12 protein-coding genes and 2 pseudogenes are annotated in these 15031 nt (G+C 44.5%); 10 read left to right on the top strand and 4 right to left on the bottom strand.

Going from position 1 to position 15031, the window contains the following annotated elements; genetic code table 11:
• The first annotated feature begins 192 nt into the window (after positions 1–192).
• From OCU30_RS14225 to OCU30_RS14190, 8 genes are all read left to right on the top strand, one after another.
• Positions 193–756 carry a GNAT family N-acetyltransferase gene (locus tag OCU30_RS14225; RefSeq protein WP_159439131.1) on the top strand — a complete coding sequence of 188 codons (564 nt, stop codon included), beginning with the start codon at positions 193–195 and terminating at the stop codon, positions 754–756.
• A gap of 374 nt (positions 757–1130) precedes the next feature.
• Positions 1131–2894: an alkaline phosphatase D family protein gene (locus OCU30_RS14220; protein ID WP_077314399.1), complete on the top strand. Its 1764-nt coding sequence runs from the start codon at positions 1131–1133 to the stop codon at positions 2892–2894.
• Positions 2895–3120: 226 nt separating this feature from the next.
• Positions 3121–4704: an ABC transporter substrate-binding protein gene (locus tag OCU30_RS14215; protein WP_077314400.1), complete on the top strand. Its 1584-nt coding sequence runs from the start codon at positions 3121–3123 to the stop codon at positions 4702–4704.
• Positions 4704–5762: an ABC transporter permease gene (locus tag OCU30_RS14210; RefSeq protein WP_077314401.1), complete on the top strand. Its 1059-nt coding sequence runs from the start codon at positions 4704–4706 to the stop codon at positions 5760–5762. Before OCU30_RS14215 ends, OCU30_RS14210 begins: the two co-directional genes overlap by 1 nt.
• Complete coding sequence (locus OCU30_RS14205; protein WP_077314402.1) at positions 5759–6616, top strand: ABC transporter permease; 858 nt, start codon at positions 5759–5761, stop codon at positions 6614–6616. The genes OCU30_RS14210 and OCU30_RS14205 overlap by 4 nt, the downstream gene beginning before the upstream one ends.
• Positions 6606–7448, top strand: a complete 843-nt coding sequence (locus OCU30_RS14200) for an ABC transporter ATP-binding protein (RefSeq protein ID WP_077314403.1) — start codon at positions 6606–6608, stop codon at positions 7446–7448. The genes OCU30_RS14205 and OCU30_RS14200 overlap by 11 nt, the downstream gene beginning before the upstream one ends.
• Complete coding sequence (locus tag OCU30_RS14195) at positions 7432–8136, top strand: ABC transporter ATP-binding protein (RefSeq protein ID WP_205408799.1); 705 nt, start codon at positions 7432–7434, stop codon at positions 8134–8136. The genes OCU30_RS14200 and OCU30_RS14195 overlap by 17 nt, the downstream gene beginning before the upstream one ends.
• A 178-nt stretch (positions 8137–8314) precedes the next feature.
• The gene (locus OCU30_RS14190; RefSeq protein WP_077314405.1) at positions 8315–9751 is read left to right on the top strand and encodes an MFS transporter; all 1437 of its coding nucleotides are present in this window, start codon (positions 8315–8317) and stop codon (positions 9749–9751) included.
• A 94-nt stretch (positions 9752–9845) separates the two neighbouring features.
• Here the strand turns inward: OCU30_RS14190 and OCU30_RS14185 are convergent, their stop codons facing one another.
• Both OCU30_RS14185 and OCU30_RS14180 read right to left on the bottom strand, forming a co-directional pair.
• Positions 9846–10382 (bottom strand): GNAT family N-acetyltransferase, encoded by a 537-nt coding sequence (locus tag OCU30_RS14185; protein WP_077314406.1) that lies wholly within the window; start codon positions 10380–10382, stop codon positions 9846–9848.
• 174 nt (positions 10383–10556) lie between these two features.
• Positions 10557–10729, bottom strand: a pseudogene (locus tag OCU30_RS14180) (transposase); the annotation flags it as partial.
• Positions 10730–10935: 206 nt separating this feature from the next.
• Between OCU30_RS14180 and OCU30_RS14175 the strand changes: the two are divergent.
• The gene (locus OCU30_RS14175; protein ID WP_077314407.1) at positions 10936–12483 is read left to right on the top strand and encodes a methyl-accepting chemotaxis protein; all 1548 of its coding nucleotides are present in this window, start codon (positions 10936–10938) and stop codon (positions 12481–12483) included.
• 18 nt (positions 12484–12501) lie between these two features.
• Complete coding sequence (locus tag OCU30_RS14170; RefSeq protein ID WP_420856692.1) at positions 12502–13239, top strand: substrate-binding periplasmic protein; 738 nt, start codon at positions 12502–12504, stop codon at positions 13237–13239.
• 183 nt (positions 13240–13422) lie between these two features.
• On the opposite strand, the pseudogene OCU30_RS14165 reads toward OCU30_RS14170, so the two are convergent.
• Both OCU30_RS14165 and OCU30_RS14160 read right to left on the bottom strand, forming a co-directional pair.
• A pseudogene (locus OCU30_RS14165) lies at positions 13423–13566 on the bottom strand (integrase core domain-containing protein); the annotation flags it as partial.
• A gap of 59 nt (positions 13567–13625) precedes the next feature.
• Positions 13626–14906: a DUF2254 domain-containing protein gene (locus OCU30_RS14160; RefSeq protein WP_077314409.1), complete on the bottom strand. Its 1281-nt coding sequence runs from the start codon at positions 14904–14906 to the stop codon at positions 13626–13628.
• Positions 14907–15031: the final 125 nt, after the last annotated feature.

Below are 15031 nucleotides of genomic sequence, written 5' to 3'. Positions count from 1 at the left end.
CTGTTGTATAAAATAAGCATACACCTTAGTTATACAAATTTCCTTGTTGTATAATATATTACTTGATTCAATCTGCGTTTTTATCGCATTACATCGCATCAATTTACAGTTGCACCGCTTTATTAGTCATGGTTATATAGCGCTCTTCTGGCGTAATCCTTGGTTTAATCATCAAAAATTACACAGACGCGAGTGATTACATGCGCTGGCGTCGAAGAATTGATCAATGACTTAGAGAAAAATCATCAATTTGAGGGAATAGAATTGATAAGACATGCCACACCTAACGATGTTGCCTCCATCGTCAGTATTTATAATCATGCGATAGAACATACGACAGCAACTTATGATTGTGACCCCTATACCGCTGAGCAGCGCCTGCACTGGTTTGAGAGTTTAACTCTGTCAGGCATGCCAATTTTAGTGTATGAAGAAGCTAACAACATCATCGGTTATGCCGCATTAGAGTTTTTTCGTCAGGATCCTGCTTATCGCTATACTGGCATGCACAGTATCTATATCGATCCTAAATCACAAGGTAAAGGCCTAGGCAGACAGCTTGTTACTGCATTAATCGCCGAAGCAGAAAAAACCGGCTTTGTTACCTTAGTGGCGGAAATCGATGGTAATAACCAAGCCAGCATGCGTTTACATGAACAGCTTGGTTTTACCTATAGCGGCAAGATACAGCGCTGCGCACAAAAATTCGATCAATGGTTAGATCTGGTCTTTTATCAATACGATTTACGCACCTAGCACCTAGGGTCTGCCTCTGATGGCAGACTCTCCCTGGGCTTAATCGCTCTGTATCAGTCAATATCACCTAAGGATTACCAATTTGTTGCCTATTCGTCTTGCATGAGAGTGTGGCAACACATACCGCCATATCCATACCGTGCTACCCCGCCTGCTTTATGACAAACTCGTGCAAAATCACTACCACTCACAAGCCAAAATAGAGGCGGTGCTCAATATGCTGCAATAATCGTGAGGATTTACTAATAAAAATAATAATAAACAATGAGTTAAAAATGTTTCATCTTGCTGTAACCCCACCGTCATGTCCCCCTCCGACAATACCTGCTCTTATCATTTGTCATTATGCTTTTTACATACAAGGAATGTTCTACATGACACACACTTTGTCACGACGTCGCTTTTTAGAATTATCTGCCAAAGGATTTGGAGCGGCCGTGGTGTCGTACGGGCTCATGGGGTGTAAACACAATACCACCGACACCGTACCTGCAAGCTTTGAACATGGTATTGCCAGTGGCGATCCGCTCACAGATTCGGTCATTTTATGGACTCGTGTCACCCCACAAGGTGAGGGAGATGTGGTGGTGGCTTGGGAAGTCGCACTGGATCCACAATTTACGCAAATGGTCACCACCGGTGATACCGTTACCAATAGTGAGCGTGATTATACCGTCAAGGTAGATGCAACTGGATTGAGCGCGGGCACTACCTATTACTATCGCTTTATGACCAATGACAATCGCTCTCGAGTTGGTACCACTAAAACACTACCCACAGGTCATGTAGAATCCGTAAAACTGGCCGTAGTCTCTTGTTCGAATTATCCAGCGGGCTTTTTCAATGTATATGCGCTTGCTGCCCAACAAGATGATCTCGATGCCCTATTACACTTGGGCGACTACATCTACGAGTACGGACGAGGCGACTATGCAAGTGATAATGCCAAGCAAATGGATCGCGAAGTATTACCACCAACAGAGCTATTCACACTCAGTGATTATCGCACACGTTACGCGCAGTATCACACCGATCCAAGCTTACAAGATGTTCATGCAAAAGTGCCATTCATTGCCATTTGGGACGATCACGAAGTCGCTAATGATACTTGGAAAGATGGCGCAGAAAACCATAATGAGGGCGAAGGCGATTTCGACGTACGTAAAGATGCCGCTACTCAAGCGTATTTCGAATGGCTTCCGATTCGCCCATGGAGTGAAGGTAACCATGAGGATATTTATCGTAGCTTTAAGTTCGGTGATTTGCTCGATTTACACATGCTTGATACCCGCTTGCTGGCGCGCGACAAACAATATGAATATAGCGCGTTTGTTGATGGTACGGGTAATATTGATACCGATGCTCTTTATACCGCGATTAACGACGAAAATCGCACGATCTTAGGTCAAACGCAGATGGCGTGGCTCCAAAACCAACTGCAGATCTCGACAGGTAAATGGCAAGTGATTGGTCAACAAATCATGATGGGGCGTATGTTACTGCCAGCCGCGATCGCCACTCAGCAATTGTCGATCAGCGAATACTCACAACTTGGCACGCTTGCCACGCTCGCACAGCGCGTAGACAATAACGATTCGACTCTAACACAGCAAGAAAGAGATCAAGTCGCGGCGAACCGCCATAAGCTCACCCCTGAGATAATGCGCTTACTACAGCTACCGAGCATCCCTTATAACTTAGATGCATGGGATGGCTATGGTTACGACCGTGAAGTGATCCTGGAAACTATTCGCGATCTTAACGTGAACGCGATTGTATTGGCGGGCGATACTCACAATGCTTGGGCAAATAATCTGACAGATGAGAATGGTAATCCGGTGGCGGTCGAGTTTGCCACAAGTTCGGTCAGCTCTCCTGGTATGGAGCAATACCTCGGGTTTGCACCACAAGATGCCGCTATTTACGAACAAGCGGTCGTCGATATGGTTAGCCAGCTGCAATATGCAAACATGCGCGATCGAGGCTACTTACTGCTTACCGTCACCCCAGATCGCGCGGATGCAACATGGTACTTTGTCGATACCATTAGCTCACCCGCCTTCAGTGAATTTTCTGAACGTCGCGCAGCGGCGCACGTCGAAATAGGGCAACCGACGATCATGATCGATAACGCCTAACCCTCATCAAACACCGAATAGGCCTACCGTGCATGTTCGGTGTTTTTACCATGGCTTAATATTTCATTATTACCAAAAGCTACAAGTCATACTTTTTTGTTATAACACTCACGCCAAAACTCGCTTGTCCTCACACAGTGATTCCTATAATTTCATCAGCAACAAAATGAAACATGATATTTATCTCTATCGGACAGAGATAATATAATAACAATTGGGATCACTCATGAAAGTCAAACAGACTCTGTTAGCCACAAGTTTACTCCTTAGTTTAGGCGTAACGGCACCTGCATTCGCGAAAACACCGGACAACACACTTGTCGTTGCTCAATCATTGGATGACGTCACTAGTTTGGATCCAGCACAAGGATTCGAGCTTTCTTCAGTACAAAGTTTCAACAACTTGTACCAACGTTTAGTGCAATCTAATCCCAAGAATCCACAAGAGTTGCAACCGACACTGGCGGCCTCTTGGAAAGCAGAGCAACACAGCCTGACTTTCACCCTGAAAAAAGACGCTCAGTTTGCAAGTGGTAACTCAGTCCGTCCAGAAGATGTGATTTACAGCTTAAGCCGCGTCGTTAAACTTAACCTCGCCCCTTCTTTTATATTGACGCAGCTTGGCTGGGATAAGAATAACGTTGATGATCACATCACTAAAGTCTCTGACAACCAAGTGAAAGTATCTTGGGATGTGAATGTGGGTCCATCTTTCGTACTGAGCCTACTATCGGCACCTGCCGCTTCGATTATCGATGAAAAAACCGTTGCGCCGCACGCGAAAAATAATGACTTTGGTCACGAATGGTTAAACAGCCACTCAGCAGGCAGCGGCCCATTCAAAATTCGCAAATACGTACCGCACCAAATTCTTATGATGGAAGCCAACGAGTCTTCTCCGGCTGGCGCACCAAAACTCAAATACGTATTACTGAAAAACGTACCGGATGCGGCAACACGTCAGCTTCTACTTGAAAAAGGCGATGCGGATTTAGTACGTAACCTAGGCACGGATCAATTCTTCTCGTTGCAAGATAAGCCAGGCGTTAAAACGCTCAAATTACCGTATGCATCTTTGTACTACTTGATGTTTAACGCCGCGAATAAAAATAACCCTGACCTTGGCAAGCCGGCTTTCTGGAAAGCAGCCCGCTACGCATTCGATTACAAAGGCGTGGCACAAGATCTAATGAAAGGTCAATTTGCCGTTCAGCAAAGCTTCTTACCAGTGGGCTTTAATGGCGCACTGACCGATCAGCCTTTCCATTATGATCCGAAAAAAGCGCAGCAAATTCTAAAAGAGGCGGGCATTAAAAACCCACACTTTAAATTAGCGGTATCCAATCAACCACCATACCTAGATATTGCGCAAGCGTTGCAAGCAAGCTTCAAACGCGCGGGGATTGATGTGGAACTGATCCCAGGGGTCAGCAGCCAAGTATCGACTAATGTGAAATCGCATAAATACCAAGCGACATTAACCGCTTGGGGCCCAGATTACTTCGACCCGAATACCAATGCATCTGCGTTTGCGTACAATCCAGAGAACGGCAGCAAAACGCTGGCATGGCGTGCCAACTGGAAAACACCTGAGCTCAATAAACTCACGCTGGCCGCTCGCGCTGAAACTGACAGTAAAAAACGTACTGAGATCTACCAAGAACTGCAACGTAAAGTCCGTCAGTCATCGCCATTTGTCGTCGGTCTGCAAAACAAAAAGCTCGTTGCCATTCGCGACAATGTACAAGGATATGTGCAAGGAATTACGCCAGAGATGGTTTTCTATAAAGACGTATCAAAAGCAGAATAATGAGTACTACGACCTCTTCAACCGGCGCATGGCGCCGGTTTTGGATAACCCGCCTGCAACCTTTGCTTGGCGGGTTTTTATCCTTAATGTTTACCCTATTTGGGTTACTGATCTTCACCTTTATCTTGTCTCGCTCAGCGCCGATCGATCCCGCGTTGCAGATGGTGGGCGATCACGCCAGTGAAGCGACCTATCAACAAGCACGCGAGCAATTAGGGCTAGATAAACCGCTGCCGATTCAATTTTTCTCGTATATCAATCAGTTGGTACACGGCGATTTAGGCGTATCACAAATCACCCAACAGCCCGTGGTGCATGATTTATTACAAGCCTTTCCCGCGACAATTGAACTAGCAACATTAGCCATGTTCTTTGGCGCACTACTCGGTATTACCCTCGCCTCATTAGCGGTTTATAAACCCGGAAGCCTGCTGGATCATACGGCACGGTTTATTTCACTCTTGGGTTATTCTGTCCCCGTATTTTGGCTCGGCTTACTAGGATTATTACTATTTTATGCCACGTTAGGTTGGTCAGCAGGCCCTGGTCGCTTGGATGATATCTATACCTACACCATGGAATACAACAGCGGCTTTGTGTTGTTTGATGCGTTTCGTACCGGTGATAGCGATATTATTTGGAATGCAATTGGTCACTTGTGGTTGCCTGTTGCCGTATTAGCCCTGCTATCAATGGCTTCGATTACCCGCCTATTACGTGCGGTTATGCTTGAAGAAAGCAACAAAGAATATGTCACTTTAGCGCAGGCGAAAGGGGCCACCCGTGGCCGCATTTTATTGTCACATATTTTCCCAAATGTGCTCGGTACGTTAATCACTATTTTAGCGCTCAGCTACACCAGCCTATTAGAAGGTGCCGTGCTCACTGAAACCGTATTCGCGTGGCCGGGGCTTGGTCGTTATTTAACCAGCGCCTTGTTTGCATCAGATACCCCAGCGGTATTGGGTGCGACTCTTTTAATTGGTACCTGTTTTGTGACTCTCAATACCTTAGCCGATGCGCTGACCCGTTGGGTAGACCCGAGGACTCGTAAATGAAGCAACTTCCTCTCTCGGTTACCAAACCGAAACGTTCTCATTGGCCAAACTGGCTGAATACTTTCAATATCGGGCTGGTATTAGTTGGGGTGTTATTGATCATCGCAATTGGCGCCCCACTACTCACACATTTTGATCCCAATGCGCAAAATATGGCGCAGCGTCTTGCTGCGCCGAGTAGTGAACATTGGTTTGGCACTGACCGATTTGGGCGTGATTTATTAGCCCGCGTTTTATATGGCTCGCGACCTACGCTTATTTTGGTCTCTTTAGTTGTTATTATCACTGTCCCTATTGGTTTGGCCATCGGTATTTGTGCTGGTTACTTTGGCGGTTGGACCGAACGCTTATTAATGCGCTTTACCGATATTGTGATGTCACTACCTAGCCTAGTGATTGCATTAGCACTGGTTTCTATTATGGGGCCAAGCCTGATGAATGGTGCCTTGGCATTAGCACTGACAAGCTGGCCTTCATTTGCACGGCAAGCAAGAACCGAAACGTTGGCGTTGCGCCGTAGTGATTACCTTGCCGCCGCTAAAATGCAAGGCATCGGCGGCCTTGCGTTAATCACAGGCCACATTCTGCCACTGTGCTTACCGAGCGCTATCGTGCGCGCGGCATTAAACCTCGGCGGCATCATTCTGTCGGCAGCCGGATTAGGATTCTTAGGTATGGGCATTCAACCACCCGCCGCTGAATGGGGGTCAATGGTCGCTAGCGGCAGCCGTGTCATTTTCGATCAATGGTGGGTCGCCGCGGTTCCCGGTGTCGCGATCTTATTTGCCAGTCTGGCGTTCAACCTGTTAGGCGATGGCCTACGAGACAAAATGGATCCCCGTCATGCCAAATAATACCCTAATCTCAGTCGATGGATTAACCATCCAACTCGACAACGGACAATCACTCGTGTCCGATCTCAGCTTTTCAATGGGCCGCGAACGCGTCGCGTTAGTGGGCGAATCGGGCTCCGGCAAATCGTTGACCGCACGCACACTCATGGGACTACTACCTAATGCTTGTCATGCCACGGCCAATACATTGGAACTATTAGATAAGCCGATTCAGCAGCTGTCTGCCAAACAGTGGTGCCAAGTGCGTGGTAGTGACGTGGCGATGGTTCTACAAGATCCTAAATATGCGCTCAACCCTGCGCGCACCATTGGCATGCAAGTCGAAGAACCGCTCAAACTGCATACCAAACTTAGCCGCAAAGCGCGCATTGAAAAAGTCGAACATATGCTGGACGCCGTTGGGTTACCAAACCCTCGCCAATTACGTCGTCAATATCCTCACCAGCTTTCCGGTGGTATGGGGCAACGCGTTATGCTGGCTATCGCCTTGATTAACGATCCTAAATTGTTAATTGCTGATGAGCCAACATCGGCGCTAGACCATGCGATGCGCGATCAGGTTTTGGCGCTCATTACCAAATTGGTAGAAGAGCGTAATATGGGCCTATTACTCATCAGTCATGACTTACAACAGGTATCCCAATACTGTGAACGTGTACTGGTGATGTATCAAGGAAAGATCTTAGATCGCTTACAAGCCAATGAACTAGCGGATGCCACCCATCCCTATACACAAACTTTATGGTCGTGCCAGCCACACTATTCAAAACGTGGCGAGCCGTTACCGGTACTCGATCGCGCCGCTTTGGAGGACAATGATGACGCTGCTTAAATTAGACAATGTCTCGGTCAGCCACGTACAAGGCCATCACAGCAACACTGTTGTTCATGACATCAATTTGGATATTCCTGAAGGTGAATGCTTTGGTCTAGTCGGTCCATCGGGTTGTGGTAAATCATCATTATTGTGGGTACTAGCTGGTTTAAACCCGCATTGGTCGGGCAACATTACTCTACTCGACACTCCGTTACAGCCACAAAAAGGCTTAACCGGCGAGTTACGCCAAGCGGTACAAATGGTGTTCCAGGACCCGTATGCCTCACTTCACCCTAAGCATCGTCTCAAACGCACCCTTGCCGAACCATTGCGCCGCCTTGGCGTTAAAGATGTCGAGGAGAGAATTGCCGAAGGCTTTCGCCAAGTCGGGCTAACCAGCGATATGATGAGCCGCTACCCACACCAACTCTCTGGCGGACAACGCCAACGCGTCGCGATTGTGCGTGCCTTATTGCTCGAACCAAAGCTATTGCTGCTTGATGAACCTACCTCTGCATTAGATATGTCGGTTCAAGCCGAGATTCTTAACTTACTCAATGAGCTAAAAAGTACTCATGGTTTAACCATGATCATGGTCAGTCACGATCCAAACACCATTGATTATATGTGTGATTCCGCGGCATTTATGAAAGACGGCCGTATTGATCGCCTCGTCGATTACTCACAGCCATTGCCACGTTAAGCGCCATCCTTGTATAGCGGCTTTCATCAGCCGCTATATTTTTAGCTACGATTTCTCCTACCAAGCCGCGACAGACTAGCCTTTCATGACAATAGCTGGTAGCGTTAGCGCCTTCTAATTTTCTAGCATCACGAATACATCCCACTGTATTTAGTAAAGTACTGTATTTGGTAAAGTAATGACACAACGTAATAACACCACCAAGGATCTTACTGCGGCAGGGTTAATTCTCCTCGTCGCAGGGCAACTGATGCCACAAATGGATTTTTCGATCGTTAATGTGGCACTGGATGCCATCAGCGATTCCTTGCATGCCAATAAAACGCAATTGGGACTGATTGTTTCATTGTATGGGCTAGCTTTTGCGGTGAGCTTAGCCATGAGCGGACGCCTTGGCGATCGCTACGGCCGGAAAAAACTGTTCTTATCAGGCATCGCCAGTTTTGCCGTCGCCTCGTTTTTCTGCGGCTTAGCCCCAAATATTTATACCCTGATCGGCGCGCGTATTCTGCAAGGCATGTCGGCGGCCCTATTGATGCCACAAATCTTGGCCACCATTCATGTCACCTTGCATGGCGAGCGTCACTCTAAAGCGATCGGTATTTACGGCTCGGTCGGCGGCTTATCCTTTATCATCGGGCAAATTCTCGGCGGTTGGCTGGTATCAGCGGATCTTTTCGGCCTAGGCTGGCGCAGTGTGTTTTATATCAACCTACCGATTTGCGCCGCCATCTTATATTGGGGACAACGCTACATTCCCGAAACTAAAGAAGCCTCAAGCCCTTCAATCGATTGGCCAGGAACAGCGCTATTGGGCGTGATTGTCACGCTGGTTCTGACGTCGATTTCGGCAGGCCCTGAATATAACTGGAACACATGGATTTGGGCGATGCTCGCGGTATGTGTACCATTAATGATGATATTGTGGCGCATTGAAGGATGTAAAGAATCTCGCGGAGAAACGCCGTTAATGCCACCCACTTTGTTAACACGCCCGAAGGTGATTCTTGGTTGTGCAAGCTTAATGCTGCAAACCGCCTCTTACGGTGGCTTTATGTTCGTTGTTGCCCTCACATTGCAATCGGGCTTTCACCTGTCTTCTTTTGATTCAGGCAACGCCTTCATTGGCTTAGGTGCTGCCTACTTTATGGGATCATTATATGTGGGCAAACTGGTCAAACGTATGACGCGGTTTGGTTATACCGGCATTATCGCCTGCGGCTGTGTGCTCAATCTCATTGGTTATGTGGCGTTGTATTATTTAATGTCGGCCAATAGCGATAACCTTACACCGCTGACTATGCTAGCGCCCATGCTGTTAATCGGTGTCGGCAATGCATTTGGCGTGAATAGCTCACTACGCATTGGTTTATCAGACATGCCCGCCCAATTTGCCGGTGTAGGAAGTGCATTCATGACCACCATTCAACAAACTTCGATTGCTCTGGGCACAGCGCTGTGCGCCGCGTTTTATATTCAAAACTTGGCAAGCGACAACGATTACCACCTTGTGGCGCTCAAAGCGGGTTTATTAGTGATTGCCGGATTTATTACTCTCTTACTGCTTATTCATGCTTACGCCGCCACGCGCATCAATAAAGCAACTCAAGCCTAAAAGAAAAAGTGGTGCCAAATTGGCACCACTTTTTATCTATCATGCCGAGTAAGTCATCACCCATATCAAAGCAAAGAACAATAATACGCGATGGTTACATCGCTGCCCACTCTGTAGACAAAACAGACATTAATACCTTATCGACGAACTCACCGTTGCGAAAACCCGACTGGCGCATCACGCCTTCGTGCTGATAACCTGCTTTGCAATACGCTTTGATGGCTGCTTGGTTGAGAGAGCAGGCTGTCAACTGTACTCTGTGTAAACCCAGTGTCCTAATCGCGTAGTCTGTGACAACTTTAGTAATAGACGTACCAACCCCTTTGCCCCAGTATTCTTTTTCGCCAATTAGAATAAAGTATTCACCACTCCGATTTAGCGTGCTAATCGATGATAAGCCAGCATAACCAATTAGCTGGTCGTTATTTTTATTGCATATTCCAAACGACACATTTTTTGCGCTTGAATTGATGGACAAAAGCCACTTTTCTATATCCGATTTTGACTGTGGATACGCGTACGCTGAAAGACTATACAGTGTCACTTCGCGATCTCTCGACCAACTGTAAAATGTGTCAGCATCTTCTACATCCAAAGAACGAAGGTAGTAGTCATCTATTTCTAATTGCATAATGTCTTTATAACTCCCTTTAGCAGTGGCATGAAACAAGGCTCAAGCGTGATCTATCCTCAATTCAATCATAGACTTAGTTATTTTTATCCACTCGAGTCACGGTGCATAAGATAAAAGCCAATCCTTAGTAATCAGGCAAAATGCAAGACCTACCCGTTTAAATACATGATGCCACATTGATTTAAGACGACGATTTTCGTCTTCCAGCTCTTTTAAACGTCCGAGGCTTCCATACCACCATATTTAGATTTCCAGTTGTAATAAGTGGCATCGGATATGCCGTATTCTCGGCAGACTTCCTTGATAAGGCGACCACCTTCGACTTCTTTCAAAATCTTCACGATCTATGTTTCGGTATAGCATGATTTTTTCATAACGAGTTCTCCCTGATTTACTCAACAACGCCACTTATTATCTGAAATCGGGTATTTAAATAAAAATTTATACATGTATTTCCATATTCTTTAACTATACTAAAAATTAAAAAATTAAATCACAATAATTCTACATTTGTATCGTTTAGATCTAATTTTTACTGGAAGGGTAGCGTATGCTTAAAAGTGTCAAAACTGTTTTTGTTACTCAGGTAGTTATTGCTATATCCTGCATATTAGCAATTAGTGCTTATGTAGATTACGAACATACCAAAGAAGAACTGCATCTTAAGCTAAAACAGTCCATCGCCAACTTTAGTTACCGCGTCACTTTAAGCCTACCTCACGCTGTATGGAATTATGATCTTGAGTCTGCACAGTCTGTTATTTTTGCTGAGTTAAAGTCGGATAACTTTGTGGCAATTAAATTAGTTGATAACGACGAAAAGCCATTGTTATTTTCTACTCTAGGAATGGATAATGAAGGTGAGGTAGTACTTGAAGATGTTACCGAAAAAACGTTTCCTAGTTTAGAAGCCTATCAAGAACATGAAACGGCTCTAATCTACGATGACTATGGAACTAAAAATACTGTCGGGAAAGCAATTCTTTACTACAACACAGATAACGTAAAAGCAGCATTAAATCAATTACTATGGAGCGACTTAAAGCAACTTATTGCTCTTAATATCGTTATTATCATTATATTAATCTTCGTCTTAAATCGAACATTAATAAAGCCTTTAGAAAAACTTAGTGAAAGAATATCTGAACTCGTCAAAGGAGATGGTAACTTGTCGCATAGAATACCGTCAGAGTCCTATACAGAATTTCAAGTGATAACTAACCATATCAATAGCTTCACAAGCTCACTAAGGGATATTATTTTAAAAGTTACTGAATCAACAAATCTGTTAACAAATGAAATAGAGCAAACAGAAAAGATGGCTTTTGAGAGTGCAAAAAAAATTCAATCGCAAAAATCGTCATTGTCTGATGTGGCTGTCACAACCAGTGACATTAATGTATCGATAGATGAAATATCGCATAGGGTAGTATCTGTTACTCAGGATACTGTAGATACAAAGGCATTGACATTGTCTGTCATATCCACTATTGAGAATGCCACTCAGCAATTAAGAAATATGCGTACAGAAATGGATACCGTTAATACTGAAATGCGCCAGTTAGTTACAGAAGGTGAAAATATATCTAACATTGTGGATATTATTAACGGCATAGCCGAACAGACAAATTTATTAGCACTAAACGCTGCAATTGAAGCAGCCAGAGCTGGTGAAAATGGTAGAGGCTTCGCTGTCGTTGCTGATGAAGTGAGAAATTTATCCCAAAAAACAGCTCAATCTACAGAACAAATTAAAGACAATATCCAAGCATTAAATAACTCTACAGGCTCTGTTGAGAAAGAGATATCCCGGATAGCAGATCTATTAGAAGACACTGCGACTCAAGTTGCAAACTCCCAGGAGGTTGTAGATAACGTGGACCAAGTGATTTCAAATATGGCAGAGCAAAACGCAGAAATATCTCGTACTACTGAAGAACAAAAAAATAATCTGAACCAAGTTAATCAAGTCATCAGTGAGGCATCTAACTTTAGTACAGAATTATTAATAGGAGCCAATAATAATACAGTAAGCACGCAAAAGGTACAAAAACTATCAAATGATATCATTCGCTACATGCGTAAATTTAAAGTATAGCTATTCGATACGGAGAACATTATGAAATATCTGTCTATTTTTCTATTCACCTTTTTGAATCTTTTTGGTGGGAATTTTTCTCATGCTGCTACCGTAACTGCCGCACAAGATCCATGGCCTCCATTTGTCACAAATGATCCTTCCATGCCAGGTATTTCCGTTGAAATTTTAACGGAAGCAATGAAAACTCAGGGTCATACGGTAAACTTTCGGAATATGCCTTGGGCAAGAGCCTTAGACAGTGTTAAAAAAGGACGAATTGATATATTACCAGCTGCATGGATAAACGATGAACGTAAACAATACTTACTATTTAGCTCTCCATATTTATTTAATGAACTGAGTTATATCTCTCGCGCATCAGATAATTTTAGTTACAGTAACTTAAGTAGTCTTAAAGGTAAGACGGTAGGAATTGTAAGGGGCTATGCGTATGATCCAGATTTCATGAAAGAACCATCAATCAAAAGACCTGAATCTATCGATATTGAAACCAATATTAAGAAACTAAAAAATAATAGAGTTGATTTAACCATTGAAGATAAAATAGTAGCTTTATCGACAATTAAACGTCTAAATATGTCACCAGGTGATTTTATTTTCAGTCAACCAATCTCTAAAAAGTCACTGTATGTTACGATTGGAATATCAAATCCAAATGGAAAGAAATATATGAATGCGTATGAGAAAGGATTACAAATAATCAAAAAAAATGGTACGTTTGATAAGATACTTTCCAAATATGGTATTAAATAATGCAGATACTTAATGAGGACATTGTTGAGCAAATCAGGTAAAGGGCGCAACTATCCTACCGGACCTATCTGTTAGTTTCTAATAAGCATACCGGTAGTGCTCAGAATTTTTTTTAGCGCCCCATGAACACACGGGGCGTTTTAGTGTGAGAAGTTCCACGGAAGAAGTGTAAACCTCCCCTAATTAGTTACACTCATAATTAGAGTTTTCAGCCTGTTCATATTTCATTAAATATTCCCATGGGGCCAGATCATTCAGTGCACCATGAGGGCGCTCTTCGTTGTATTCTCTGATCCAGTTTTCCGTTAATTCTCGAACTTCCGTTAGAAAACAAACAAGACACCCATGATAAATTTATCTTGTAGATGTCTTGTTTAGGTTATTGTTTACTCGCCAAAATTTTGGTGGTAGAGCGCTGTCACTTGATCTATTTCAATCGCGAGTTTCAACTGTTTTTTGGCATGTAATAGCGCCAATTTTGCATGCTTTTGTGCGGCATCACGCAAGGCAGCATCACCTAACATCGCCAGTGTATGTAGTGATTTTTGATGGCGCAGCGCGACCATGATTGAATAGGCACCATCACGCGCAATGGCGTTAAAGGCATCATCAAACATATCATTAATATTCAGCGGTGGAATAGATATACGGTCGTAGAGCATTTGTTGGGAGTTCTCTTGTGTTTGTTGTTGATATCGAGTGAATAATCGTAAACACGTGGACAATATATCGATGGCGGTTCCCTCATCATTAACGGCCGGTGATAGTGCACGGCTGGCAATTTGCGATAGTACAACAAGGCCAAAACGAGGATCCGATTCAAAGGTACGTTGGCGCCCAATAACAAACGCCGCGGCCACTTTTTGCTGCAAGTCATCTCGATCGAGATCGCAATGCCCACTCATTAGCACCAGTGGGCTATTGGGGGCACTCAGTGAACCGGGCAGCATCTCAACCGTGAACCGCACCTTTAATGTTTCCGCCAGACACTGCAACTTAGCAATATCGATATGCTGCACATAACCGACATGGTTAGCATTTATCGCTTCCATACTCCCCTCGGGGCGTATTATTCCTTGGTTGCTATTGTTAATATGACGGGTCATGGCACTTGCCGTGGCATTTTCCACTTTGTCGATCGTATTTCCTAACCGTCCGAGTCGTGCAATTCTGTCAACCCAACGCACGAAACTGAGTATCACCATGGCAAAAACAATAATGGTGAGTAGAAACAGCACAAATCGCCCCGCGCGAGTATAGAAGTCGTTGAGCAATACCACTAAAGCCACAATGCTGAAAATAAAAGCCCCGATAAAAGTTGATAATGCGTTTTGCGACACATCATCACTGACCACTAACGAAAATGAACGTGGCGTGGCACTGCTACTGGCGGAAGCATAGGCCGAGATCATCGAGCCCACGGCAAATACGGCAATGGCGAGCATGCTACTGGCGATCGTGGTAAGCAGCTTTTCAATGGACGCGGTACTAATATCAGGCAACGACTGAGATAGCTCTATCTGTTCTACCAACATTGCCAATAAAGCGGCGGCAATCGATAATAAGCAACTCAGCAACGGCCGAAACCATAACGCCTCTTGTAAACGAGCGAAGTAATAACGGGTGGCTGAAATCCCCGTATTCTTTAGTACAAATCCCAGTTTCATAATGAACAATGCTCCTTTGTCATCGGGCGATAGCGATGGTGCCGAACCCCGTTAGCTACCGGTTAAATGATTGCAGAATGAATAGTTTAGCTTGTCTCCCTAGGAGGTTGTTATCATCCACGCCG

It is taken from the genome of Vibrio palustris (assembly GCF_024346995.1).
GTDB classification, from domain to species: Bacteria; Pseudomonadota; Gammaproteobacteria; order Enterobacterales; family Vibrionaceae; genus Vibrio; species Vibrio palustris.
Note: the sequence above shows the minus strand (reverse complement) of the source record. Positions and strands in the feature narration are given on the sequence as shown.